At 44.7% G+C, this 24,041-nt stretch carries 24 protein-coding genes and 1 pseudogene; 9 read left to right on the top strand and 16 right to left on the bottom strand.

Going from position 1 to position 24,041, the window contains the following annotated elements; genetic code table 11:
- Window positions 1–731: 731 nt before the first annotated feature.
- From CUS_RS02110 to CUS_RS02100, 3 genes are all read left to right on the top strand, one after another.
- Window positions 732–1,049: a hypothetical protein gene (locus CUS_RS02110; RefSeq protein WP_037276135.1), complete on the top strand. Its 318-nt coding sequence runs from the start codon at window positions 732–734 to the stop codon at window positions 1,047–1,049.
- Between the two features lie 154 nt (window positions 1,050–1,203).
- A complete protein-coding gene (locus CUS_RS02105) occupies window positions 1,204–1,410 on the top strand; it encodes a hypothetical protein (protein ID WP_002847238.1) in 207 nt (68 codons plus the stop codon).
- Between the two features lie 91 nt (window positions 1,411–1,501).
- On the top strand, window positions 1,502–3,154 hold the full coding sequence (locus CUS_RS02100) for a recombinase family protein (protein ID WP_002847262.1): 1,653 nt from the start codon (window positions 1,502–1,504) through the stop codon (window positions 3,152–3,154).
- 55 nt (window positions 3,155–3,209) lie between these two features.
- Here the strand turns inward: CUS_RS02100 and CUS_RS02095 are convergent.
- The 3 genes and pseudogenes from CUS_RS02095 to CUS_RS02090 all read right to left on the bottom strand — a co-directional run.
- Window positions 3,210–3,596 (bottom strand): annotated as a pseudogene (locus CUS_RS02095) (recombinase family protein); the annotation flags it as partial.
- An 80-nt stretch (window positions 3,597–3,676) separates the two neighbouring features.
- The gene (locus CUS_RS18995) at window positions 3,677–3,850 is read right to left on the bottom strand and encodes a transposon-encoded TnpW family protein (protein WP_002847244.1); all 174 of its coding nucleotides are present in this window, start codon (window positions 3,848–3,850) and stop codon (window positions 3,677–3,679) included.
- A 203-nt stretch (window positions 3,851–4,053) separates the two neighbouring features.
- A complete protein-coding gene (locus CUS_RS02090; protein WP_002847254.1) occupies window positions 4,054–4,443 on the bottom strand; it encodes a hypothetical protein in 390 nt (129 codons plus the stop codon).
- Between the two features lie 736 nt (window positions 4,444–5,179).
- Here CUS_RS02090 and CUS_RS20295 point away from each other — a divergent pair.
- The 3 genes from CUS_RS20295 (at window position 5,180) to CUS_RS02075 (ending at window position 7,810) form a co-directional block, all read left to right on the top strand.
- Window positions 5,180–5,851 (top strand): plasmid mobilization protein, encoded by a 672-nt coding sequence (locus CUS_RS20295; protein WP_002847247.1) that lies wholly within the window; start codon window positions 5,180–5,182, stop codon window positions 5,849–5,851.
- Window positions 5,740–7,338, top strand: coding sequence for a relaxase/mobilization nuclease domain-containing protein (locus CUS_RS02080; protein ID WP_242831529.1), 1,599 nt, complete (start codon window positions 5,740–5,742; stop codon window positions 7,336–7,338). Before CUS_RS20295 ends, CUS_RS02080 begins: the two co-directional genes overlap by 112 nt.
- Before the next feature lie 259 nt (window positions 7,339–7,597).
- On the top strand, window positions 7,598–7,810 hold the full coding sequence (locus tag CUS_RS02075; RefSeq protein ID WP_002847263.1) for a hypothetical protein: 213 nt from the start codon (window positions 7,598–7,600) through the stop codon (window positions 7,808–7,810).
- Between the two features lie 519 nt (window positions 7,811–8,329).
- On the opposite strand, the gene CUS_RS20140 is transcribed toward CUS_RS02075, so the two are convergent.
- Genes CUS_RS20140 through CUS_RS02055 form a run of 4 tightly spaced genes read right to left on the bottom strand, consistent with a single transcriptional unit; the run spans window position 8,330 to window position 12,129 of the window.
- Entirely contained in the window at window positions 8,330–8,599 is a 270-nt protein-coding gene (locus tag CUS_RS20140) for an AlwI family type II restriction endonuclease (protein WP_207635690.1), read from the bottom strand.
- 55 nt (window positions 8,600–8,654) lie between these two features.
- A complete protein-coding gene (locus tag CUS_RS02065) occupies window positions 8,655–9,629 on the bottom strand; it encodes a DNA cytosine methyltransferase (RefSeq protein ID WP_002847252.1) in 975 nt (324 codons plus the stop codon).
- Between the two features lie 2 nt (window positions 9,630–9,631).
- Complete coding sequence (locus tag CUS_RS02060) at window positions 9,632–11,047, bottom strand: protein NO VEIN domain-containing protein (RefSeq protein ID WP_037276122.1); 1,416 nt, start codon at window positions 11,045–11,047, stop codon at window positions 9,632–9,634.
- A 5-nt stretch (window positions 11,048–11,052) separates the two neighbouring features.
- Window positions 11,053–12,129, bottom strand: a complete 1,077-nt coding sequence (locus tag CUS_RS02055) for a DNA cytosine methyltransferase (protein WP_002847248.1) — start codon at window positions 12,127–12,129, stop codon at window positions 11,053–11,055.
- A gap of 346 nt (window positions 12,130–12,475) precedes the next feature.
- On the opposite strand from CUS_RS02055, the gene CUS_RS02050 reads away from it, so the two are divergent.
- Both CUS_RS02050 and CUS_RS02045 read left to right on the top strand, forming a co-directional pair.
- Entirely contained in the window at window positions 12,476–12,718 is a 243-nt protein-coding gene (locus tag CUS_RS02050) for a helix-turn-helix domain-containing protein (protein ID WP_002847245.1), read from the top strand.
- Between the two features lie 126 nt (window positions 12,719–12,844).
- The gene (locus CUS_RS02045) at window positions 12,845–14,140 is read left to right on the top strand and encodes a tyrosine-type recombinase/integrase (protein ID WP_002847259.1); all 1,296 of its coding nucleotides are present in this window, start codon (window positions 12,845–12,847) and stop codon (window positions 14,138–14,140) included.
- Window positions 14,141–14,922: 782 nt separating this feature from the next.
- On the opposite strand, the gene CUS_RS02040 is transcribed toward CUS_RS02045, so the two are convergent.
- Together CUS_RS02040 and CUS_RS02035 are read right to left on the bottom strand one after the other, a co-directional pair.
- A complete protein-coding gene (locus tag CUS_RS02040; RefSeq protein ID WP_002847234.1) occupies window positions 14,923–15,918 on the bottom strand; it encodes an aldo/keto reductase in 996 nt (331 codons plus the stop codon).
- Window positions 15,919–16,036: 118 nt separating this feature from the next.
- A complete protein-coding gene (locus CUS_RS02035) occupies window positions 16,037–18,118 on the bottom strand; it encodes an EAL domain-containing protein (RefSeq protein ID WP_002847239.1) in 2,082 nt (693 codons plus the stop codon).
- A gap of 437 nt (window positions 18,119–18,555) precedes the next feature.
- On the opposite strand from CUS_RS02035, the gene CUS_RS02030 reads away from it, so the two are divergent.
- A complete protein-coding gene (locus tag CUS_RS02030) occupies window positions 18,556–18,846 on the top strand; it encodes a hypothetical protein (RefSeq protein ID WP_002847268.1) in 291 nt (96 codons plus the stop codon).
- Window positions 18,847–18,914: 68 nt separating this feature from the next.
- Here CUS_RS02030 and CUS_RS02025 read toward each other — a convergent pair whose 3' ends face one another.
- The 7 genes from CUS_RS02025 to CUS_RS01995 form a co-directional block, all read right to left on the bottom strand.
- Window positions 18,915–19,826: a hypothetical protein gene (locus CUS_RS02025; protein ID WP_002847246.1), complete on the bottom strand. Its 912-nt coding sequence runs from the start codon at window positions 19,824–19,826 to the stop codon at window positions 18,915–18,917.
- Window positions 19,823–20,200, bottom strand: a complete 378-nt coding sequence (locus CUS_RS02020) for a hypothetical protein (RefSeq protein WP_002847257.1) — start codon at window positions 20,198–20,200, stop codon at window positions 19,823–19,825. Before CUS_RS02020 ends, CUS_RS02025 begins: the two co-directional genes overlap by 4 nt.
- Window positions 20,193–21,245, bottom strand: a complete 1,053-nt coding sequence (locus CUS_RS02015; RefSeq protein WP_002847255.1) for a HAMP domain-containing sensor histidine kinase — start codon at window positions 21,243–21,245, stop codon at window positions 20,193–20,195. The genes CUS_RS02020 and CUS_RS02015 overlap by 8 nt, the downstream gene beginning before the upstream one ends.
- Complete coding sequence (locus CUS_RS02010; RefSeq protein WP_002847251.1) at window positions 21,242–21,913, bottom strand: response regulator transcription factor; 672 nt, start codon at window positions 21,911–21,913, stop codon at window positions 21,242–21,244. The genes CUS_RS02015 and CUS_RS02010 overlap by 4 nt, the downstream gene beginning before the upstream one ends.
- Before the next feature lie 156 nt (window positions 21,914–22,069).
- Window positions 22,070–22,627: a phosphatase PAP2 family protein gene (locus CUS_RS02005; RefSeq protein WP_002847256.1), complete on the bottom strand. Its 558-nt coding sequence runs from the start codon at window positions 22,625–22,627 to the stop codon at window positions 22,070–22,072.
- Between the two features lie 438 nt (window positions 22,628–23,065).
- Window positions 23,066–23,728, bottom strand: a complete 663-nt coding sequence (locus CUS_RS02000; RefSeq protein WP_002847241.1) for a hypothetical protein — start codon at window positions 23,726–23,728, stop codon at window positions 23,066–23,068.
- Window positions 23,729–23,777: 49 nt separating this feature from the next.
- Window positions 23,778–24,041, bottom strand: a 264-nt coding sequence (locus tag CUS_RS01995; RefSeq protein ID WP_002847253.1) for an NAD(P)(+) transhydrogenase (Re/Si-specific) subunit beta, incomplete at its 5' end; no start/stop codon positions are given.

The following is a 24,041-nucleotide window of genomic DNA, read 5'->3' as shown; positions in this document are numbered from 1 at the left end:
GATAATGGAGTTGAGCATATACTGCGACATTGAGCGCAGACCGCTTTCCTCCGTATACTGTTTCAGCTTGGCAAACTCCTTGTCGTTCAAGCGGACTTTCAGCACCTTTGACTTCCGTTCCTCGTCTGATTTTACATTCATAGACAAACCTCCAAAATCTTTGTATTCGCCCATTTTTATTATCTATTATATCACTTTTTCTTTCATTTTTCAAGCGGGGTCTTAGGGGTGCAAACCCTCTAACAAGCTCCTGTATTCAGGGTGGTCATTTTTCAAAATGTACCCCATGAATACCGTGCTTGCTGGTTTTGAAATCAATCTTTTATTTGATTTTCAAAGCCAGCGCATATTGTGAACTTGTGTACACAATATGCAGAGCTTGCTGGGTTTGATTTTGATAGTCTTCCGACCGCTTAGGTCGGATTGGTTTGTTTTCATCGCTTTCGTGAAAATATTTCTGAGCAATCTCTCATAGTCGCTCAGGCGCTCATCAGAGTGTTTGGAGCTATGCGACTTGTATTGAATAATCCTGTTTCCGATGCTTGAAAGCAGTATCATTGCGATGTGCTTTTGCTGTCAAAAATAAATTCTCCATAACAATTTGTCGAACGCAAAACTCATCTGACACACCAAAGTTCATGCGCACTGCCAATAGACAAAGTGAAGCGTTGCGCGCTATAATATTATCATCGGGTATCTTCCCGAAATCTGAAACGAACGGTGGTGATGATATGGCTGACATCGCAAAGAAGATCACGAAGCTCGATGAGAAGATCGGCAAGCTGAAAGAGCGTATAAAGTCCGACACGGCAGAATGCGAAAAGCTGAGCGAGCAGAAGGCTCTGCTGATCTATCAGTCGCTGTGCAGGCAGTATAGCTGTGAGGGACAGGCTCTTGCCGATATGATTGCAAGAGAACATGAGCAGGCGGCTACGTCTGTTGCTGATGATAAATCCGTGTCGGATAACAGCTATGCCGATGTTGCCGACGAAGAAGAAATGCTCGGACAGACTTCTTTCTTTGAGAAGAATGATCCTTACTCGGATTAATAATATATCCGACAACAAAACGATAGCTGTAAACGGGACGGCACTTGCCGTTCCGCACAGCTATAAACACACAAACCAAAAGAGGGGCAGATAGAGAAAGCGATCCCCTCGCTCTAAAAGCATAGAGATAGAGAAGCTAAAGGAGTAACAAGCTATGAAAAACAGAACAATGCAGGAAATGAACGAGCAGTACAAGGACTGTCCCGTTCAAATCAACGAGTATGAAGTGGACGGCAGACGTTATCGTGTGCATAGTCATTTCATCGGAGACAAAGACATCAATGACGTGATGTATCGGTATGCTGAGGATAGAGCGTTGAGTGAAATGCTCAGACTTGTTCCGTCGGTAAAATCGGCTTAAAATTTTTCCTCAAAAGGTATTGCCTTTACCTATATATTGCGCTATAATAGCTATATCGGTAAAGGTCGCTTTGGGGAGAAAGGAGTTTATGATGTTACCAAAGCAGACCAATTACAATGTGGGAATGTACCTTCGCTTATCAAAGGACGATGAGCGTTCGGGTGAATCCCTTTCGATAGAAAACCAGAGAAAAGTCCTGACCAATTATATCAATGAACAGGGCTGGACTCTTTACGACGAGTATGTTGACGACGGTTATTCGGGAACAAGTTTTGAACGCCCAGGTGTACAGCGTTTGCTCGAAGATGCCAAAAACGGAAAGATCAATCTTATCATCTGTAAGGACATGAGCCGTTTCGGAAGAAACTATATCGCTGTGGGTCAGTATGTAGATTATATCTTTCCGATGTACAACATCCGATTTATTGCACTGACCGATAATATAGATACGGCGAATAATAACAGTGCAAGTATGGAGATGCTTCCGATAGTAAATGTTTTTAATGAGTGGTACGCTGCCAACACGTCGAAAAAACTGCGTGCTGTCATAGAAACCAACGCTAAGGCAGGCAAGTACAAAACAACTTTCGCAGCATACGGATATGATAAGGGCGCTGATGAAAACAGAACACCTGTGATCGATCCTGAGACTGCTCCAATCGTCCGCCGTATTTTTGAGATGAGGGCTTCGGGGGCAAATCTCCGCAAGATCGCTATGGCTTTGAATGATGATGGTATTCTTTCACCTGCCGATTATCACTACACGAAAGCAGGAAAAGCAACTCCGTTGTATTCTCATCACCTCTGGAGTACGCAGGCGGTAAAACGTATCCTGCACAACCCGATCTATATCGGTACGCTCGCAAGAATGAAAATGACCACTGTCAGCTACAAGAACCATAAGGTCATTAAAAGAGATGAAAGCGACTGGATCGTTCATGAGAACAATCATGAAGCGATCATCTCTAAGGAGTTATGGGATAAGGTTCGTGAGCTGGAGGATTCCGTGAGTACAGGCAAGTCAACCAAAACAGGTGAAGTAAAGCCTCTGTCGGGTATGTGCTATTGCAGCACTTGCGGTACGAAGATGAAATTTACATCTTCCATGACAGGCAAGACACCTCAAAACTACACCTGCGGTCTGTACGCCAGATTTGGTAAGCAGTATTGCAACACACACTTCATAACTCTAAAAGCACTTGAAAGTGTTGTGCTTGCTGATATTCAGCGTCAGATCGACTTTGTGATGAATGATGATAAAGCAAGGGAAAAGTATCTTGCAAGAAAGCGTGGACTGAACAATTTACAAGAGAATGCTGACAGGAAACGCTTGCAGGATATAACAAAACGCTTAGGTGAGCTTGACAGGCTAATTGAAACAGCTTATGAGGACAGGGCGCTCGGCAGAGTTCCCGAAAAGGTTTGTATTCCACTTCTTGAAAAGTATCAGGCAGAAAAAGATACGCTGACAGCGGAATACGATGAACTTCATCAGCGCACTCAAACCGAACAGCAGGACGAAGCTGATGTGGATGAATATATCCGCCGTCTGAGATCCTATGCAGGAGCAGAACAGCTCACCCGTCAGATGGCATTGGAACTTATCGAGTACATCACCATTGATGAGAACCCGAATGACAAGAAGGCTGTCCGTGATATTCATGTCTATTACAAGCTGATCGACAAGCCGCTAAAGGACAGAAAAAACGCCCATATAGGGCGTGGTGATACATCAGAAGATTGATACTTACCGGTTATTTTGTTTGAAGAATAGTTGCGTATCCATTTGTGACACTGACAATATTTTTGAAAGCCATCAGCTCATTTTCTGATTTTAAGGTATCCACACCGTCATTGATCGCAATATAGCGGACATCATAATCAGGGAACACCATTTCGATTAGCTCGCCTGTTTTCAGGTAGTCACGACCGAGTCTTGAAAGGTCTTTCGTTATCACGATACCGACCTTGCCGTCCTCGATGTCAGCCATCATTGCTTTGAAGCCATCACGCTCAAATGTAGTTCCCGAAATGCCGTCATCTACATAGAACTTGGTGTTGCGGAAACCGTTGTCAGCGGCGAACTTTGAAAGGATTGCCTTCTGGTTTGTAATACTATTGCTCTCCCCATGAAGCATATCTTCCTGCGAGAGACGGCAATAGAGTGCTGTAATTTTGTCTGTCATTATTTCCTCACTTTCCGACAAAAAACAGCAGGCTATGATATACTCAGAAAGTCGGGAATATCAAGCCTGCCGTTATCTGTTCACGCAGACTTTTCTATCTCATGGGCGATAAGCCGGTTGATAATATCTTCCAGACTTTCATCTGTATCTGAATTGAAACTGATCTTGACACGGTAAGTTGTCAGACCGATACGATACTCCGAGTAGGAGCAGTCTACCTTCTCTTTCTCTGCGGTAGTAGTTGTCTCTTTCAATTGTCTCCTTTCCGCCTGCGATTATCTATCTCTACACGCATAGGCTTTTTGTTGCAGGGACGTTACGCCTGCACAGTAATATTATAGCGCGCACCGCCGAGACTTGTCCATAGGTATTGCGCCCAAAGTTTCTGTATCTGATTTGTGCGCGTCGGACAGCACCCGACGACATCGCTATAATCGTTTTGTTGTCGGTCTATATCTTAAACCGCATAGGGGTTCTGCTTCTCATCAAAGAACGAAGTCTGTCCATCGGCATCATCGTCCGACTTGTTGTCGGCATTAGCAGAACTATCATCAGCCAGCTCTCCGATCTGTTCATAGGTCATTCCGCTTGCGGTCAGCTTTTCAATCAGACCGTGTTCAACCGTCACAGCATCGAGAAGTGCCTGCCCCTCAGCACCGCCGTAAAGCTGTGAGAGCTTATCGTAGGTGTAGAGCTTGCTATCAATGATGACCTTGCGCCTGCGCTCTTGCACAGCCTTGATAGCCTTTTCATAGCTGTCGAGCTTTGCCTGATTCTCGGCAAGCACGGTATCCGTAATGATAACGGCGGACTCGTCAGCAATCTCAGCTTTTGCTTTCTTACTCATTCACATCACCTCACTTCATCTGATATTGCAGGATACTCACATACCCCACGATAATATTATAGCGCGCAATAAAGCCGTTTGTCTACTGGTATTGCGCTCAAACTTTCTGTTTCATTAGAGTTTTGCGTTCGACAGAATGTTATGGGGAATTTCAAAAAGCTCCAGTGTATTCAGCTTCACTTTTACCACTAATGATACAGAGAAACTATGACCTTCTACATATCAATACCAAATTATTCTGCCGTTCGTTAAGTACCGCCGAGATATTCTCCGTTATGCACAAATACGCTATCCGAGAAGCACTCAATTTTTTAGCAGGCTATGGTTAACGAAGCCATGATTATTTTGGTAATAACTATTGAGGGCGATTTTCACCAGACTGCCGCACTCCCAGCACGATAACTGCGCCGTACCAGATTACAATTCCAAGAGTGATGATGAATGAGGGCATCACGCAGGAGCGTGAGCGAGTATGACCGCCGACCAAAGCGGCGGAGAGATTAAGTCGCATAGCTCCGAATTCGCTGACGGAGCATCGAAAGCCTGAGCAGAGAGATAAGCTCAGGCGAAAAAAATATGCGCCATAGCGCAACAAAAATAACAAGCATTGTATTTTGCGCCGCACAGCGAGCGAAAATACCAAATGCTTGTTGGGGACACCCCAAGCCCCGAAGTCTGCGGAGCAGACAAAGAGAAATCGGCTAATGCCGATTGAGTAAAAGAAAGGAGTTCCACTATGGAAAATACAAAACGCAAGAGAGGCAGACCACCCAAGCGCAAGGCTATGGAGTTCGAGGGTATGACTTACGAGGGTGCTATCAATCACGCACTTGACCAAGAGGTTAGAGCCGACCTTGACAAGAGCCTTGCAAACAAGTCCGAGGACGAGCTTTCCGACGATGAACGCAAGTACCTGAAACGTAAGAGGGAGAAGAAGTCCCACACGCTGAATGTACGCTTTACGGAATCGGAAATGCAGGACATCATAGCAAAGTGTGAGCAGTACGGTTACAAGAACAAAACCGAGTATATCCGTGACTGTGTTCGGGCGAGGGTTGATCTCACGCCCGACCGTTCCGAAATTGCCGAATGCAATCGCCTGATGAAACGCATCGGAGCGAACATCAATCAGATACTTGTCCGACTTTACAGCACAGGTCACATCTATGCCGAGGATATTACCGAGATAAAGAGAGGGGTTAATGAAATTTGGCATACACTTCTATCCATACGATCAGGGCAACAGTCAGCGCAGCGATCGCTTACATCACAAACGGAGATAAGACCGTCAACGGTATATATGTCAACTCTTATGCTTGCCGAAGCGACAGTGCAGGAGCAAGCGAGGACTTCCGAACAGTCCGAGGAACAGGCACAGGACGCACCCAAATCCTTGCCTACCACATGATACAGAGCTTTGCCCCTGGTGAAGTCACACCCGAACAGGCTATGCAGATCGGTGAGGAGCTTTGTGACCGTTATCTGAAAGGCGATTATCAGTATGTCATTGCTGTTCACAACGATAAAGACCACCTGCATTGTCATATCATTTTCAACAACACAAATTTGTATAACGGACTGAGCTTCACCACCGAGCATAATCAGGGCAGGAAGTCAGAAAGAGCGTGGGCAGAGCTGCGTGAGATTTCGGACGAGATATGTGCCGAACACGGCATATCCGTTATTGAACCGATTGGTAAGGGTGTATCACATTACGAGAATGAAATGCAGAAAGAGGGCAAGTCGTGGAAAGATAAACTCCGTGTCAGAATTGCAGAGGTCATGCTTTACAGCCGTGACTTCAAGGACTTTCTTGAAAAGTGCAGTGAGTGCGGTATCGAATATGTGTATAAGCCGAGCAATAAGGTTAAGCTGAAATTCAGGCTATCAGGTGACGGTCAACAGAAGTTTACAAGAGCCGACACCCTGGGCGCAGACTTCACCCCCGAACGCATAGCCGAGCAGATAGCAGAGATACAGGAAAAGCTGTCAGCGGCGAATGTCACTCCCGATATGCTTATCGAAACGCCGAAGCCTGTTGTTCCAAAGACCGAGCCGAAGCCGACACAGACAGTTACCGTACAGACAAAGCCCAAACAATCTGCCGAGCCTGAAGCTATCACGGAAACGAGTGAAACTGCAAAGAGGAAAGCTGCTGCGGAACAGGTTGAGAAGTTCTTTGCAGCCCGACGAGCAAGACGGCAGGCACAGCTTGATATGCTTAACGCAACTGCAACCAAGCCCGCCGAGCCGAAGCCTGAGCCGTCTGCCCTGACACCACAGCCCACACCTACCGAGAGTAAAGCACCTGAAAAGAAAGAAGATCCGTGGAAAGCTATCAGAGGTATGGGCAGAGCCGATGAAATCATCGCAGACCTTGAAGCTGGTGGCGTTATGTCATTCAGTGAGCTGTCTGGATTCTTCTTCAATACACCTCACTCCGATGACCACACAACTGAGCTTGCCGATCTGAAAAAGAGGTTTACAGCTATCGACACTCTCATTGCAAAGATGAAGCACCGTGACGAGCTGGAACCTGTTTACAAGGAGTATCAGGGCAAATCGGGCTGGTCGCAGAGCCGTTTCAAGAAGAAAAATGCCGCCACGATCGAGGACTATGAAGCAACAGTCAAATACATTAAGGAGCATATCAAGAGGTATGCTGTTGACGGCAAACCGCCGACAATGCTTGACCTTTTGGAGAAGTCCAACAAGCTGAAATCGAAGTGGAACAGGCTTAATGTCGAGCATACCGCATTCCTCACCAAGCGTGAAACGGCGAAGAAATACACCCGTCAGGTGCGCCAGTACATCAACGAACAGCAGATGAAGCGTGAGAGGGAGCATAGCCGTCAGAGGACGCAGGCGAAGCAAAAGAAATCTTACCTTGAATGATAACAAGCTCTCTGCCGAACGGAATAGCCCCTCTGAGCCGTCTGTGACGGTTATGGAGAAAGTTATAAGTTATACTCCTGAAACTGCAAACGCTCCCTGAGCGTTCAGAGAGCGTTTTGCGACATAAGGCATATTGCACCGAGGAAAAATGTGATATTGCTGCGCCTTTCATAAGAATTATTACAATTATTCCAATATGCTGGACTCCGAGAGCATTGTAGGCTATAATATGGTTACTATGAAATTGGAGGTGCGGTATATGTTAGCAATACCCGAATTGGCAATGCCGAGAACACGCAAGGTCACGACTGTCTGCAACGGCAGGCGTGATGTCTGGACGGACTATGAGGAAGCAAAGGCTTATTTTCTTGAAATGATGATGTCCACAGGCGGCGAGGAACATGAACGAGCTGAGTGTGTATACATTCAGCTACTTCATGGGCTTGACGAGTGCAGCGATGAGGACGAATAATCAGCAGGGCGAGTTGTTTCGGCAGCTCGCCATTGCTATGGGATGAGGTGTTTTCTATCGTTCTATTTTGTCCGCCGTTAGTTATTCCATTAACAAATACCTTATAACTGAATTGTCCATCGCTACCAATAAATGTAGTTGGGAAAGCTGGTTCATAAAAGCGGCTGTAAAACTCAATATTGTTTCCGTCAATTATAAGTTCGCCAACCTCAGTTTTATCTTTTTCAGACTCTTTGTACCAAGTTCCAATATGTCGTTCCATTAAGCACCTCTTTTATGCTGCAAGCCAATCAAGTGTCTTGCTTCTGATCTTTTCATACCATTCCATTTCGTTGTTTACACTCTTAGCAACTTCCATAGAATACTTACAAAACTTATGCACCTACTCTGGAGAAGGCTCGTAAGTCGCCTTACCAGATTGTTCGACCATCTTTGTGAACACATCTAATTCCAGAGGAATGATAACTGACGCTCCGCCATAAGATGACAAGTTCAATTTATGAAGAACAAAGAAGTGAGCTATGCAGGATTCATTGATTTTGGAGCAATGAAGAAACAATACGCTTCTTTTCCTGTCTCATTTTTGAGCTTAGCTAAATGCCTTGATACAGGTTCTCCTTCCATTTCGTATTGTTTTTGTCCGCTTTGCATTGTTACTTCAACTGCGAGTGCAAATTTTCCATAATCACAAACTATATCAGCCATATTGCCCGAAGCTGTTGAAAACGGATTACCATTATCATCAGATTTGATGTTCTCAACAATGTTGCCACCATCAAGTATAGTCATAGCTCGCCAAGTATTCCATTCAAACATGAGCGGAGTGTCATAGTATGCTTAATTTTCAATCTTTTTGAAGATAGTTTATGATAGAGTTAGTTATATGCCAAAACATCACTGGCGGAATAGCGTTGCCTATCTGTCTGTACGCACAGGCTTCACTCCCTGCAAACTCAAAGCTATCAGGAAATGACTGTATTCTTGCAGCTTCACGAGGGGTAAATCGTCTGTACAATTCCTTTGCAGGGTCAACTAAAAGGACAGGATCACGAGAATTAAGGCTTACCTTAGCAAGATGACTTGTAACTGTAAGACAAGGCTCATCCAAGTTTTGAGCCAATCCTCTTTTCATATTATTCTTTGCATTCTTCATACCTTGAACTGCTTTTTCAGAGAAATAATATCTTTGGTTTTCAATAGCAAGTTCAGGTACAGCAACTGAAAGAGGAACCCATTTGCCTTCGTTTGTAGGTTGAGGAAATGAATAATCGCCATTTTTCTGAAATATATCATTTCTAATACCTACCATAATCACTCGTTCTCTTTTTTGAGGTACACCATAATCGGCTGCGTTGATAAGTTTAGCATATACTTTATAACCAGCATCTTCAAATGCCTTAATAACCTTACGGAATATCTCGCCCTTATGCAATGTCATAAAACCCTTAACATTTTCTGCCACAAAGACTTTTGGCTGCTTGGCAGATACAATACGAACCATTTGTTTATACAAATTAGCTCTATCATCAAAAGGATCTTTTGTGGGGTTAACTGTCGAAAAAGATTGACAAGGGAATCCGCCTGTTAGAATATCGCATGGTGGTACGTTTTCAGAAGGCAAATCGCAAACATCGCCACATATCACTTCATCTGAATTAAAATTCGCCTTATATGTGTCTATTGCTTTTTGGTCTATATCGCACGAAAAAACCAATTTGCAAGGATGCTTCTTGTATTTCTTCTTATTGAAAACAAAACCGCCAACTGTCCCCATATCTGCACCGCCACAGCCGCAGAACAGAGATACAACATTATACATAATTAACCTCCAATGCTTGTATCAAGGACAGAATCAACTGCTTTACTGCTAAAATCGACACGATAAGTCAAAGGTGTAATCTCAACCTTACCGTCCTCATACTTCTTCTTTATATTATTCATTACAAAAACAGTAACACCGTCACGAGTAAAGTAGACTCTGTATACTGCATAATAATCACCGTGCTGTTGTGCTGCTACGAACTCATTTCTTGTTATGTTTAATGTGTCATACCAAGTTGTACTGTCAATATCAGGTGCTGTCACTCTCTTAGTTGACTTGACCTCAATATACTTAACATATTCCGCCTTGTCACCTGGCTCGGCTACTACAGACTGAATATCGTATCCGAGTCCCTTTTGCTTACCAAGTGCAATTACCTTACTTGCTAAACGAGCATTAAACGCTGATACACGCTTCTTTTCATATTCAAAGATAAACTCCTCGCCCTCATCACCGAGTTCGACCTTATTACCGGTTGTACTTTTCTTCTTATCTTCCTTTTTATCCTCAGTTGTGGGGGAAAGCGCCTGAATTGACGTTGCGAATTTGTCAGAAACATTGCTAAGTGTTGAAAAATACTCATTCCATTTTTGTGAAAAGAGCTTCCTGCCCTCAACAGTATCAAAGTTATACGCTGAACAATCAAACATAGGATCACTGTTATATTCATCAGCAAACATTTGAACGGTTTCCATCTCGTTAGGGTTTATAGAAACATCTTTATCGTCAATAATTACGAGATTTGCTAATTCAAGATAGTTTATCTGTTCGTTTATATGTTGAACATCATAACTTGAAGCCTTACCGTCAGTATGTACTTTTCGCTCTATCCTGTTTTTTCTATCTTTATCTATTTGCTCAATTACTTCTGCTGGAGTAGCTTTCCTCTGTAAAACATCAAGGTTATTAAGCACATAGTAGCCAATATCGCTCTTAGTAAGCGTAATATTGGCATATTTTGCAAGCAAAAGAACTTTTAACAAGTAACAATATTGACGTATGCTAACATTATTACAAATCACTTCATATGCGTTTGCAGGCTTACTCATTCCATTAGGAAACTGCATTTTGTAGCAGACATCCTTAAAAAATGCTGGCTGGTCATTATCCTCAAGAAATTTTAGTGTTCTCTCTGAAGGATAAACGATAGCATCGTCATCTTGTGATGAAGCAAAATACATACCGAAAAGTTTCCCAGCAATTTCTGTCCTATGATTATCTAACGTTTTCTTAACCTGTTTGTCGGCAGGAAGGTATTTTTTCAGCCTTTCATTGAATTGCTCCTCAAATTTTTCTTTAACACACGGACATATATCCGATATGATTAAGGCATAAGCTGGAAGAAGGTCATCTATTTCCTTCTGTGATTTACCTCTTATTATTGTACATCTGTACTGGTTTGCGTGGTTATACACTAAAATCACCCCTTTTTGATAACATCAATAACCGCAGTTGCAATCGCCTGAGCCAGCAACGGTGGAACGGCGTTTCCAACCTGTTTCAATTGACTTGTTTTTATTCCAATAAATTCAAAATCGTCAGGAAAAGACTGGATTCTTGCGGACTCACGAACAGTAGGTACACGGTTTGCTCTGTAATGGAAGTGGTGATTATGCCCTGTATCTATCGTAAAGCAGGGCTTTTGACTATCCATTCTTGTCCAAGCTATATTGACTTTTCTTGTTTGTTGAAGTTCTTCTGGCAGTGATTTATAGTTTCCGCCGTCAGGAACTAATGCTATAATACTTCTTGTCTTTTCAGTATGTATTGTGGTTACATGATTGAGTAACTCTTTTGCATTTTTTCGCATCATAACCTGATATTCGTTCTGTGCTGAAATCTGATAAGCATCATGTTCTTGAAGCAATGTAGTATCACCAATAAAGTCCAAATCTGAGATAGCATCTTTACAAGTTACATAAGCAATCTTGTCACCGTGAGTAGGAGTTGGAAACACAAACTTCTCTGTGTGCTTGATTTTCGATTTATTCACTCCAACAAAGAAAACTCTTTTTCTGGCTTGCGGAACACCATAATCACAAGCGGTTAGCTGCCCTAAAGTTACTTCATATCCCAGATTACTAAAATCCTCTATTACCTGATCTTTAACCTTGCCCTTAAAGAGCTTAACTAATCCGGGGACATTTTCCATCACAAATATTTTAGGTTGAATATCAGAAACCATTCTAACGAAAGATTTGTAGAGAATATTTCGAGGATCATCAATCATACGCTTTCCCGAAAGAGAAAATCCCTGACAAGGCGGCCCACCAATAATTACATCGACCTCATCAGCCGTTAAATTCGCGCGTGAAAGCAAATCTTCGCCTTTAAGATTAGAAATATCCTCAGTAATAGTTACTGCATTAGGGAAGTTATGATTATATGTCGTTATAGCATCTTGCCATATATCTATTCCTAATTTTATATCAAAACCTGCGCTTTGAAAGCCTTTTGAAAAGCCACCACAGCCGCAGAATAAATCAAATACATTCATCGTATCCCTCCGAATATACACAAATACTCCATTATATTATATCAATTCGTGAGGGTTTTGTCAATCCCTTTCAGCCCTTTATGTATATTATTTTAACATACTTTACATATACAAAAGAGGCTATCGCATTGACGCAATAGCCTCTTTGTATTAGCCTGCCTATTTGTCTTGGTTTATCGGGAGATACCCTGTGTCATGCAGGGTGTCTGCCAATAGTATATCACTATTTGGCATAAAAATAACGGATAGACGATGTACTGCCGTTCTTACGGCATAGTATCTTGAAAACTGAATACAATTACTTTGCTTAATCTACAAGGGATATATTGGAGGTGTTGAATAGTCTATGGCTCTTACCAAAAAAAGCTATAATAAGATGTTTAAGAATTACCCTGATGTTGTGTCAGCTAAAGATGTTGCTGAAATGGTAGGTATTGGCTTGAAAAAAGCATATAGGCTTCTTCGCACCGGAGAAATAAGAGCTTTTCGATGTGGAAATACATTCAAGGCAGCTAAGATAGAAGTTATAGAATATATTTACGTTCGACAATGCGCACAACAGAAGGGCGACGATCCTGATAAAAAATGACTGGTTGGTAGAAATGCGGACGGGACTTTCAAAAACGCTTGAATTTCCACAAATACTGCGCTATACTAATAATACAACAGCAGACTTTCTACCAGGATTTCATAATTGCAAGGAGGTTAAATTACAATGAAAATGAAATCAAGTCTGCCCTTTAAGTACATTACTGCCGTCAAAGGCGGTAAACACTATGTTGTCTTTGATTATAAGGACAACGAAGGAAAACGCAAAAGGAAATGGATCGGTACGGATCTGCCTGAAAAATGTGCTAAGAAGGCTTTGAACCTCAAGGTCGAGGAGATCGTCACGGCGTTCTATGAGGACTACATGAATGGCAAGCTGTTCAAGAAAGCACAGCAGAAGGCAAAGGAAAAGCTCACGGCTGGCGACTACAAGTTCACAGTGTTCCTTCGTGATTGGCTGGAAACTATCAAGCCCACTATTGCCGAAACGACATACGAAAGCTATTCGCAGAAGCTCAACAGCGTGGTTCGCTACTTCGATACGGTGTTTCCTGACATTACGCTTGCTGAGGTGACTGCTGTGGAGCTTCAGAAGTTCTATAACGATAAGTTTGCAGAGGGAATCACCGCTAACACAATCAAGCACTATCACGCAAATATCCATAAGGCATTGAAGTATGCTGTGAAGATCGGGCTTGTTTCCTGCAACGAATCTGAAAAGACAGACCGTCCGAAGCTCGACAAGTATGAAGCGACATTCTATAATTCCAAAGAGCTTGAAAGACTGTTTTCTGTTTTCAGAGGAGATCGTATGGAGGTAGTGGTGCTTATCGCTGCCTACTATGGACTCCGCAGAAGTGAGATCATCGGTCTGAGGTGGGACGCTATCGACTTCGACAACAACACGATCACCATTCACGCAAAGGCTTACAATGTTTATGAGGACGGCAAGCTCGTTGTGAAGTTTGAGAATAAGTTAAAGACCAAAGCAAGTCACAGGACACTTCCGCTTATTCCGTACATTGCTGATGTGCTGAGAGCGAAAAAAGAGCAGGACGAATACCGCTCTACGGTTCTGAAAAGCGGATACGATCACGAATATGAAGATTACATCTGCACAGATGAGTTTGGAAGGCTTATCACACCTAACTATGTTACTGACCATTTCGCAAATGTTATCAAGAAATACAAGCTGAAAAAGATTCGTTTTCACGATTTGAGACATTCTTGTGCGAGCTTGCTTCTTGCTAACGGTGTGCCTATGAAGGCAATCCAGGAGTGGCTTGGACACTCCACATTCCATGTAACCGCTGATTTTTACAGTCACTTGGATTTCAACTCTAAGATTGACTCAGCTAATACTATCGCCAATATCCTCGGTGGCGGAGCTGTCGAAAGACCGCTTGCTGCGGAAAGCAAGAGGGTAGAAAGCCAAAATACGGCTGATGACACGAAGAAATGAAAGAAATGTGACTGCTTGGTAGATAAACGGGCAAAAAATAAAATCGGACTTATAAAAAGCCCGATTTTACGATGATTTATGGTGCCGCTGACCGGACTTGAACCGGTACGCTTTAGGGGCGAGGGATTTTCTTACTACTCTATGTTACCATAGCCACACAAAAGTGTGTTGTAGTCTGGACTTGGTCTTTACCATATCCTTTCGGACTTAGGTAGTCGGTGTAAAGTCTCTACACTCACCCAAAAGGGTTAGCACGGCGTTCTGTTTGTGCCTTCACCGTTTTAGCCGACTTCTACTCCACAGATTTCTCTGTGGGCACTCTCTACGGTTCAACCGTAGACACACTCAAAAAGTGTGTACAAACATCAAAGTCCCTTGTGTCTGCCTATTCCACCACAGCGGCAAATATTCAATTTTCTCTGCTTCTTCATTTTCAGCAGTTCTAAACGCTCTGCATAGGAAGTGAAAAAGTGGTAGAAAAATGGTAGAAAAACTCGAACACAGAACAGGTATTTTCTACCACACTTTTCAGTAAACCTTGTAGATACGCTATTTATGAGCCGCTTGCGAAGATCGGGGCGAACGATGGTCTTAAAATCAGTCACGGGATTTTAAGTCCCTTGTGTCTGCCAATTCCACCACAGCGGCTTACTAGATTATTATAACACAACTGAGTAGAAATGTCAAGCAGAAATTTACATAAGTGCGATAATTATGAAAAGATCCCGCTGCGAACTGTAAGTTCGGCGGGGTCTTTTGAAAATGTGTGACACTTCGGGAAGTTACTTTTTCAGCACTTCTTCGATCTTTGCAAGTTCTTCTGCTGTAAATTCGAGGTTCTCGATAGCTTTAACGTTATCAACGATCTGCTGAGGTTTGCTTGCACCGCAAAGTACGGTCGCCACTGCCTTATTGTTCAACAGCCATGCAACAGCCATCTGCGAGAGTTTCTGACCGCGTGCGGCGGCGATATCGTTGAGTGCATTGAGTTTTTCCACCATTTCGGGAGTAAGCTGACTGCCTATCCATGTGTTGCCTTTCCCGACACGGCTGTCTTCGGGTATACCTTTTAAATAGCGGTCTGTCAGGAAGCCCTGATAGAGCGGCGAGAACACAGCAAGACCCACGCCGTTATCGATGCAGTAGCCGTCAAGTCCATCATCTTCGACCCAGCGGTTGAGCATTGAAAAGCTGGGCTGATTTACGATGAAAGGGGTTTTCAGTTCGCGGAAGACAGCCTGTATCTCAGCAGTCTGCGCCTTGTTGTAGTTAGAAATGCCGACATACAGCGCCTTGCCCTGTTTTACGGCATTATCAAGAGCGAGAGCGATCTCTTCCAACGGAGCTTCCGGGTCAAAAACGTGGTGATAGAAGATATCAACATAATCAAGACCCATGCGCTTAAGGCTCTGGTCGAGAGAAGCTGTGAGATATTTGCGCGAACCGTGTTTACAGCCGTAAGGACCAGCCCACATATCATAGCCTGCTTTGGTGGAGATCACCAGTTCATCACGGTAAGCACGCAGACCGTTATCGAGCACCCTGCCGAAATTTTCCTCAGCCGAGCCGTTATAGGGGTGACCGTAGTTATTGGCAAGGTCAAAGTGAGTAATACCGAGATCAAAGGCTGTGCGGCACATCTCTTCAACATTTGCGAAGCTGTTGCCGTAGCCGAAATTCTGCCACAGACCCAGCGATACGGCAGGCAGTTTCAGACCGCTCCTGCCACAGCGGTTATAGACCATTTTTTCATAGCGTTTTTCATTTGCAGTATACATTTTGGAGTATCTCCTTTCATTTTTACATTCCCTCTATACAGAAAATGATAGCATATTTCCCCCGAAAATGGAAGTGATTATGCTATCATTTGCTTAACCTATCCTATAATTCTTTTCATCAGGTGTCTGGTGTGACCGAGATCTCCTCATCGTTGAAATATATCCTGTATCTGCCATCACCAAATCTCAGATCATCGCCCTTAGCAGAAGTTATGCCGTCAAGCTGAGTATTCAGCTTTATCCGGCTGTCGGTATTATTCATTTCAAGCTGAGTCCTGCCTGCAAGTCCGCCAAAAACGTAAGCACGCTGACCTGCCGCCATAACATTCATAGAGAGATTTCTGATATCTACCTTGCTGTCATTCCACAGCGAGCCGAAAACAGTCATACTGTCAGAACGGACATCTGCCACATAGTTTGAATTGAACAGTTCGATATTCGACCTGCCGTTGAGCGAACCAAGACACGCAACTTCCTTGCCGCCTGTGATGGTCTTGAAACTCATGCCGTGAAGTTTGAGTTCAGCATCGCCGTCACGACTGCCTATCATAACGCCCTGCGCGATAGTGACATTCAGGTCGATGCCGCAGTTGCGTATATCGAGGTCGGTCGAACCTGTCAGAGCGCCAATAGCGACACCACTGTTGCTGTTCACCAGCAGGTGGAAAACACCGCGATGGATATCTATCTCACCGCCAAGCCCCGAACCGATGCAGGTACCCGATTCGCCGTAAGCAGTTATACTGTACTCAACATCGGCAGAGAAAGACAGTCTGCCGTGACGCATATTTCTATGTCCGCCGATACCGTAGTAGCTTGAAGTATTGATATCTATCTCCAGTGCGCCGATGCCTGTGAAAGTCAGTTCCGAACTTTCGGGTACAAGAATGCCGCCATCTTTCAATTTGCAGTCACCGAATATCGAAAGTTCGACCTCACAGTTTTCGCCCAGACTGATGCAGGGGCGATTCTTGCTGTTGGCGAGATGAGCGCTCTCCAGCGAGAGTTTGCCTTTATAACCGTCATCTATCTCGATATTGACGCGCGAGTCCAGCGACGGCTCACCGACCAGAGTGATATCTCCGGCCTGTTCGGACGGCATTATGCGCAGGCACCTGTAGCCGTGTTTTTTTAGCTTTTCAAGCAGTACGCGCTCAGTGCCCTCGACTTTATAGACATGTGTTTCCTTGCCATCGATACGCTGCTGCTGATATCGCCTTATCTCCTGTCTGATCTCGTAGGGGATATCGGCTGTCAGTTCGGCTGAGGGTCTTGCCGTGTAGAAGCCCTGTATCAGATCTACGCCCATCAGTATGACAGTTTTCAATTCCATGCTCGTTTCGACACCCTCTGCAAGCGCAAGTATGTTATTATCGTGGCAGAACTCGATGATGTCACGAACAAAGTGGCGCTTTTTGGGATCGATATTTATTTCGCTGAGCAGTGAGCGGTCGATCTTTACAAAATTCGGCGTATACCTCAGCAGATTGCTGACATTTGAATAGCCTGTGCCATAATCATCGACCGCTATACGCACATTAAGACTGCCGTACCTTTCTTTAAGGACAGTCAGCTGACCCTCGTCAGCTTCGGCGCTCTCAGTCAGTTCTACCACTGTGCAGTCGGAGTGCTTTTTCAGCAGTTCGCTGATCTTAGCCACATCTTCTTCGCACAGCCTGACATCAGGTATACTATTTATAAATACAGACCTGCCGCAAAGTTCATCTTTTTTCTGTTCGATCAGCCCCAGCACATTCAGGAAAGTCGCACGTTCGACATCTTCAAGTCTGTCTTTGAGTGCCGCATATTTCAGTATATGGAAAGGCGTCATTTTAGGGTCACCTGCCGAACGCATGAGCGCTTCGTAGGAAAAGATCTCTCCATTCACCGCACTGACGATCGGCTGGAAATGATATTTCAGCAGATTGCCGTCAATGATCTCTTCGACCAGTTTAAGTTCCTTCTTTTCTTCATCTGTAAGGCACGCCAGACGCCTGTTTCTCACTGCATCCCTGTCGGCAGCATCAACGCAGAGCATTCTGCCGCCAAGCCGATAAAGCGCGACTTTCAGTTCACCTATATCATCACATTCAAACTCTTCGGCGGCAGATTCAATGACTTTTGCGAGTTCTTCTTCACTCCTGACTTCGGCAAAATTAACAGCCAGTTCGGTCAGTATGCGGATATCCTTTTTATCCACCCAAACTCCTCCCCTCTATAAATAGAGATACCGATTTTATTATATTTTACCAGATTTTTGTCATCAAGTCAATAGCATATTATGAAAATTAATAATTGCAGGAGCAAATTCATGCGCAAAAAAATGGTTTGATCGGTCAGAATTTGTCACAACACGGTTTAACAGTCCTTAATTTAGGACTTGTATAAATTTGATATCGCATTATCGGGGAATTTTCACAAAAATGTCAAAAACAGGTTTTGATTATCGCCAAAATTTGAGAGTTAATTTCTTCACATTTGTTTAATTATACGAAATTATCCGATACTACTTGACGAGGGCGGCAAAGTATGATAAAATACCAAATCGAAAGAAGTTTAAGTTAAATTGCGAGAGTATGAACTTGTATTAACCGAAAGATGAAGAATGTAATGCGGTTAAGGAAGGAGAGGTTCAGTATGGTAAAGAATGAAGTTATGATGGAACATCGCGGGGTAGACCCCAGCTGTTTCAGGCGCGGAAAACTGCGTATACACGCAGAAAAGGCTGACGAACTCAAGGGCATCACCGAGATATACATGCGTGCGCTGGGTGAGAACGGTGCGTGGGATCTGGCAACGAAGAGTCTGGAGAAAAGCAACGTGAAGATAGTTGATTTCAAATACAACGGCACCATCGCTTTTATGCACGAGATATCTAAACTGCGTTTTCCTGCAAGGTACAGCATCAGGACTGAGTGGGATATATGACCTGTCAAAAATTGCGGGTGTCAAAATAATTTCTGAAAATAATGAGGGAAGTCGATGTGACTTCCCTCTTATTTATTATCCTGATATGTTTTTTTCAGTTCACGGGTGCCGCGCCATATCATGAAAAGTGAAATGACCAGCACTGTTATGGTAACTGCCCCTCCCATAAGCGAGTTCATAAGTCTGCGGAAATAGCGCTCGTTATCGCCGCTGAATGCGGCGAGCATAGAAGTCTGCAAAGAGAACATTGACATTGCCGCGCCGACAAAAGACATGTCTTTAGCCGCCGTAAGTATGCGGTTTTTCGATCTGCTGAACTTTACCATGTTCACGATCGCAAGGGTGAACATATAAAAGGTATACGCCGCCGAAAGAATGACAAGTGTCTTTGAATACTGGTTCGCGCGGTCATAAATGACCATCTGTACTGCCATGCCGCCCATAGCCGCATTCATCGCAAAAAGCATTATACCGCAGCTGCGATAGGCTTTGATACGCGAACGTTCACTACTGTCAGAACTGCGGTTGTTTTTCAGCAGCACAAAGCGTATCAGCGCAAATATAAGATAATATACGCCCACAGATATAAGCCATGCCGAATGGTAATAGAGTCCCGATGACCATTTGAGGACAGCATAGAACAAATTCACGCAAAGCCCCGACCGAAGCGAAACTTCTGCGCGGAAATCCTTTTCTTCGAGGTAGCGCCTTGTTGTTTCATGTGCGCGCATTTTCGACTTTATGATGCGTACCAAAGCAAGTTCATCGCCTGTGACAAGCTGTTTTGCGCGGCGTATCATCGGCTTGAAATTTATCACGGTCGTCACCAGCGCGTAGGACGAAAGCAGATAGGCGAAAACAGATATCGGGTCTGCGGGCGGCAGTTTTTTAAGCGCAAAAACAGTGAGTATAAGGGCTGATATATCGGTGATGACAATGTATTTGTAACGCAGTCTGAAAAATCTGCCGAAATTTTTCATGCCCCGCCTTTCAGTTCATCGGTCAGGCGTATTATCTCAGGTGCGTTCTTCTCACGCATAGTTTTAAGCACTCTGTCGTAGACAGGCTTTGCCGCCGCTATCATCGGCAGACCGACCAGCCCCAGCAAAACACCCAGAACATAGTGATGCCAGACCATAAAACAGCACATACAAAGCCCGAAGACCAGCGTGCCGACTATCCCCAACACCAGTCCTGCGACCTGCGCGGCGCTTTCGCAGGAGGAGTCTAATCTGCGCAGACGAGCCATTTTCTCTTCCTGCGCAGATACGGGCGTGGGCTGATATTTCTCGCGTATCCTGTCTATCTCAGCCTGTCTGCCTGCTGAATAATTATAGCTGAATTTTTCATTCATAGTGATCTTCCTTTCTTATCGTGACGGTAAAGGTACTGCCCTTGCCGACCTCTGATGTTACATCTATCTCACTGCCTGTTATGTCGATTATCCGCTTTACCAGCGCCAGTCCCAGACCATTCCCGTGTGCGGCGTGGGAAGTGTCGCCCTGATAGAATTTATCGAAAATATGCCTGCCTGTTTCGGGGTCGATACCGCAGCCTGTGTCGCTGACGCTGACTATGGCGCTCTCAGCGGTCTGTTTTACACTAATGCTGACTTTGCCGCCGTCTTCGGTAAACTTTATGGCGTTGGAGAACAGATTGTTCCAGACAAGGCTGAACAGTTCGCTGTCTGCGGTTATGATAACACCGTCCTCTATATCGGTGTCGATGTCGATGGACTTTTCCTCCCAGCGTTCCTCAAATCCCAGTATGCACTCACAGACCTGTTCGCTGAGGTCAAAAGGCTTGCTTTCGGGGAATATCTGCTGATTTTCCAGCTTGTTCAGTTTAAGTATATTGGTTATCAGTGCCGCCAGACGCTTTGTCGCATCGTTTATGGCGCTGGCGTATAAGATGCGGTCTTCCTCAGACAGACCTTGTGAACCGAGCAAAGCCGCATAGTTTTGGATAACAGCGAGAGGTGTCTTCATCTCGTGGGAAACGTTTGAAACGAAATCTGTCCTCAGCGTTTCGACACTGCCAAGTTCTGCCGCCATTTTGTTGATATAAGCGACTATCTCGTTATACTCAGCCATGCCCGACATAACGCCAACAGGCTCGACACGGGCGGTAAAATCGCCGCCTGCTATCTTTTCAAGACCGCGCTTTATCTGCCTGACAGGGCGCTCGGTGAACAACTTGCGCCTTGCGGTGTCGAACACCCAGAATATCGAGGTCATAAGTATGACATTTGCAAACGTTATGGGAGCGGCGCGGCGTATCTGTTCATCGGTGTATTCCATAAAATGGAGGAACAGGTACATGGTGCATGTGACAACAAATGCGATAAGCATGAAAAATATTACAAACTTATACAATCCCGCCAGATGTTTGTTCTTCATTTTAATACCGCCTTATAGCCAAGACCGTGAACGGTCACTATCTCGAAATCTTTGCAGTCCTCAAATTTTTCGCGCAGTTTGCGCATGTAGACATCTACCGAGCGCAGACCCGATGTGGCTTCGATATCCCAGAACTCATTCATCAGCTGGGCGCGTGTAAAGGTCTTTCTGGGATTTGAAAGCAGTTTGTACAGCAAATTGAACTCGCGCACCGTCAGCGCTATCTCCTCGCCGTTAAGGGTACAGCTCTGCTCATCGGCATTCATGGTAAGACTGCCCACATTCAGCACTTTTGACAGGCTTATCTTCGCCCGCCGCATGACAGCACCTATTTTAAGCACAAGTTCTTCAAGGTCTATGGGCTTAACAAGATAATCGTCTATCCCAAGCCTGTAGCCGCGCTGTTTGGAGTTCATATCGTCCTTAGCGGTCATGAAGATAATTGGTATCTCCTTGTTCAGACTGCGTACAGTTTCGGCAAATTCAAAGCCGTCTGTTTTGGGCATCATGATATCGCTTATTATCATATCGAAGTTCTGACCGTACATTTCATTGTAAGCGTCCTGTGCGTTAAGACAGCCGACAGCTGTGAAACCGTTGAGTTCAAGGTATTTACAGACTGTTGAGTTCAGTTCCTTATCATCTTCGACTACCAGTATTTTTATCATTTGCAAGCCCTCCCTTATCTTTTCCCTGAGAATATGATAGCATGTTTTTACAAGATTTTCAAGATATGTCCGCGCTTTTTAACATTTCTCAAACATCTTTTTTCGGCTGAAAGGGGCATAAAAAACGCGGTGGACTTTCGCCCGCCGCGATGTTGTTTATCTGTGTAACCTTGCCTTGTTTTTGGCGATGCACCTGTGGTATACCACGCAGACCGTCAGACCGATGATAACGCCTATCATTGCGCCGCACAGGACATCTGTGGGGTAATGCACGCCCACGTAGAGCCGCGAAAAGCCCATCAGGAAAGCGAATAACAGCACAGGTATGCTTATCCTGCGCGGGACTTCATACAGCATGACAGCCGCGATAGTGAATGCAGCCGCGCTGTGTCCCGATGGGAAAGACGGGTCGTGCTGGCGGCTTATGATAAGTTTAAGCCCCTCGACTGCTTCGTATGGTCGTATACGGGCGACTGCGGGCTTTATCGTCAGGTTTATCACCAGCAGATCGACTATCAGCGCCGCCCCGCAGAGAAAGCCCAGCTTGCGCGTCTTTGGTATTATCATCAGTATTATCGCCGTGACTATCGCTATTATGCCTGCGTTGCCCGAATAGGTTATTGCCTTGACCACAGGTGTCAGCAGTGCCATGCGCAGGTTCTCCTGTATCCACAGGAGTATCTGTCCGTCAATTTCAAGTATTTTGTCCAACATTTTCGATCCTCCGATAACAGATTGCAGATATTTTTGCGACCGTTAAGACCAATATCAGCAAAGCCAAAAGGTGTTTATCCCGCTGACACGCCACAATAAGCGGTGTTATATCAAAAATTGAATTAGTTAGCGGTTATCCTGCCCCCAAACGCAGGCTGAGGGAAAAGATAACATCAATTCAGCGACTACTCGATATATTGGCATATTTTGGGTGTACTAAAGGGATAACTATATTATATAATAACATATTTCGGTCTGAAAAGTCAAGCACGATCCACTGATCAAAACACGTTCTGCTAACAAAAGACCGCTCTGCAAAGCGGCAGAGCGGTCAACGATCAATATAAAAAAACTATAGCAATCCAACTATTTAAATTTACAAGATCCAGTCGCAAAAGTTCGGATCTATGGATTTTGTGACCGGATCTTGTCTGAATTTTAAGGCGGATCGCTATAGACAATAGTGGCGACCGACCGCTCACCAACCAATTTTTTGCCGATGTAGCTGTCAGCACCGGCCTGCGTGGTAAAAAACACCGAGCGCAGCGGCTCTGACATGGCGTAGATGATATCGCGGCGAGGGCTTATGCTGCGGTCAAATATAAGCCTGCCGCCTTTTATTATCTTTTCAGGCGTTTTGGGACTTCCCTGCCGCGTCCAAAGGAAAATGTCAGCCAGCATACCGACCTCAACAGCACCCACATGATCTGATATGATCTCACTTCCGCAAGTCGGCAGCGCACCGTCAGAAAATGAGGATACGGTAGCATCGTCATCAGATAACACCGCAAAATTCAGCGGAACTGTCATGGCACGCTTGATGCAGTCAGAAACAGACGGACTTGCCGCTCTGCGCCGAAAGACAACGGTAGAAAATCCCGAAAAAAGAAGTTCTTCGCCGTCAAGACCTCCGCCGTCACACAAATAAATGCGCCCCGCCGAAGCCATAAGACCACCGGCGTTTATTGTCATGCAGTCAGCAGTCGGCAGATTTTTTCCCACAGCTGATATCCTGCCGCATGTTATCTCGATATCAGTCAGCTGACCATCTACCAAAGCATTTTTTATGACCATTTCGGGCGAATAAATGCCGCCTGCCATACGCTCTCCTCCCTAGCAAAACGGGGACTTTGCAGTCCCCGAAAAAATGTTAATCCTCAAACTCGCTTACCAGCTGAGCGACTGTCTGTTTAGCGTCACCGTAGATCATGACGGTGTTGTCGTTGGTGAACAGCGGGTTCTCGACACCTGAGAAACCTGTGCCCTTGCCGCGCTTAAGCACGAAGACTGTGCGGGCTTCAAATGCGTTGATTAATGGGCATTCCGTAAGAGTGGGCTGGACTCGTCGGTTAATTGCTGACGGGTTAACGACATCGTTTGCGCCGATGACGATTGCGACATCGGTGTTGGACAT

This window comes from Hominimerdicola alba 8 (assembly GCF_000178155.2).
In the GTDB taxonomy this organism is placed as follows: domain Bacteria; phylum Bacillota; class Clostridia; order Oscillospirales; family Ruminococcaceae; genus Hominimerdicola; species Hominimerdicola alba_C.
The sequence above is the reverse complement of the archived record's forward strand: the minus strand, read 5'-3'. Positions and strand labels throughout refer to the sequence as shown.

What these genes read in the sequence shown, in the direction of transcription:
- CUS_RS02010 (WP_002847251.1), bottom strand. Translation starts at nt 21,913, where the DNA reads ATGATAAAAATACTGGTAGTCGAAGATGATAAGGAACTGAACTCAACA.
- CUS_RS20140 (WP_207635690.1), bottom strand. Translation starts at nt 8,599, where the DNA reads ATGACTATACTTGATGGTGGCAACATTGTTGAGAACATCAAATCTGAT.
- CUS_RS02000 (WP_002847241.1), bottom strand. Translation starts at nt 23,728, where the DNA reads ATGGCAGGCGGCATTTATTCGCCCGAAATGGTCATAAAAAATGCTTTG.
- CUS_RS20295 (WP_002847247.1), top strand. Translation starts at nt 5,180, where the DNA reads ATGGAAAATACAAAACGCAAGAGAGGCAGACCACCCAAGCGCAAGGCT.
- CUS_RS02005 (WP_002847256.1), bottom strand. Translation starts at nt 22,627, where the DNA reads ATGTTGGACAAAATACTTGAAATTGACGGACAGATACTCCTGTGGATA.
- CUS_RS02015 (WP_002847255.1), bottom strand. Translation starts at nt 21,245, where the DNA reads ATGAAGAACAAACATCTGGCGGGATTGTATAAGTTTGTAATATTTTTC.
- CUS_RS02055 (WP_002847248.1), bottom strand. Translation starts at nt 12,129, where the DNA reads ATGAATGTATTTGATTTATTCTGCGGCTGTGGTGGCTTTTCAAAAGGC.
- CUS_RS02100 (WP_002847262.1), top strand. Translation starts at nt 1,502, where the DNA reads ATGTTACCAAAGCAGACCAATTACAATGTGGGAATGTACCTTCGCTTA.
- CUS_RS02025 (WP_002847246.1), bottom strand. Translation starts at nt 19,826, where the DNA reads ATGAAAAATTTCGGCAGATTTTTCAGACTGCGTTACAAATACATTGTC.
- CUS_RS02090 (WP_002847254.1), bottom strand. Translation starts at nt 4,443, where the DNA reads ATGAGTAAGAAAGCAAAAGCTGAGATTGCTGACGAGTCCGCCGTTATC.
- CUS_RS02065 (WP_002847252.1), bottom strand. Translation starts at nt 9,629, where the DNA reads ATGTATAATGTTGTATCTCTGTTCTGCGGCTGTGGCGGTGCAGATATG.
- CUS_RS02040 (WP_002847234.1), bottom strand. Translation starts at nt 15,918, where the DNA reads ATGTATACTGCAAATGAAAAACGCTATGAAAAAATGGTCTATAACCGC.
- CUS_RS02050 (WP_002847245.1), top strand. Translation starts at nt 12,476, where the DNA reads ATGGCTCTTACCAAAAAAAGCTATAATAAGATGTTTAAGAATTACCCT.
- CUS_RS02105 (WP_002847238.1), top strand. Translation starts at nt 1,204, where the DNA reads ATGAAAAACAGAACAATGCAGGAAATGAACGAGCAGTACAAGGACTGT.
- CUS_RS02045 (WP_002847259.1), top strand. Translation starts at nt 12,845, where the DNA reads ATGAAAATGAAATCAAGTCTGCCCTTTAAGTACATTACTGCCGTCAAA.
- CUS_RS02075 (WP_002847263.1), top strand. Translation starts at nt 7,598, where the DNA reads ATGTTAGCAATACCCGAATTGGCAATGCCGAGAACACGCAAGGTCACG.
- CUS_RS02110 (WP_037276135.1), top strand. Translation starts at nt 732, where the DNA reads ATGGCTGACATCGCAAAGAAGATCACGAAGCTCGATGAGAAGATCGGC.
- CUS_RS02030 (WP_002847268.1), top strand. Translation starts at nt 18,556, where the DNA reads ATGGTAAAGAATGAAGTTATGATGGAACATCGCGGGGTAGACCCCAGC.
- CUS_RS02020 (WP_002847257.1), bottom strand. Translation starts at nt 20,200, where the DNA reads ATGAATGAAAAATTCAGCTATAATTATTCAGCAGGCAGACAGGCTGAG.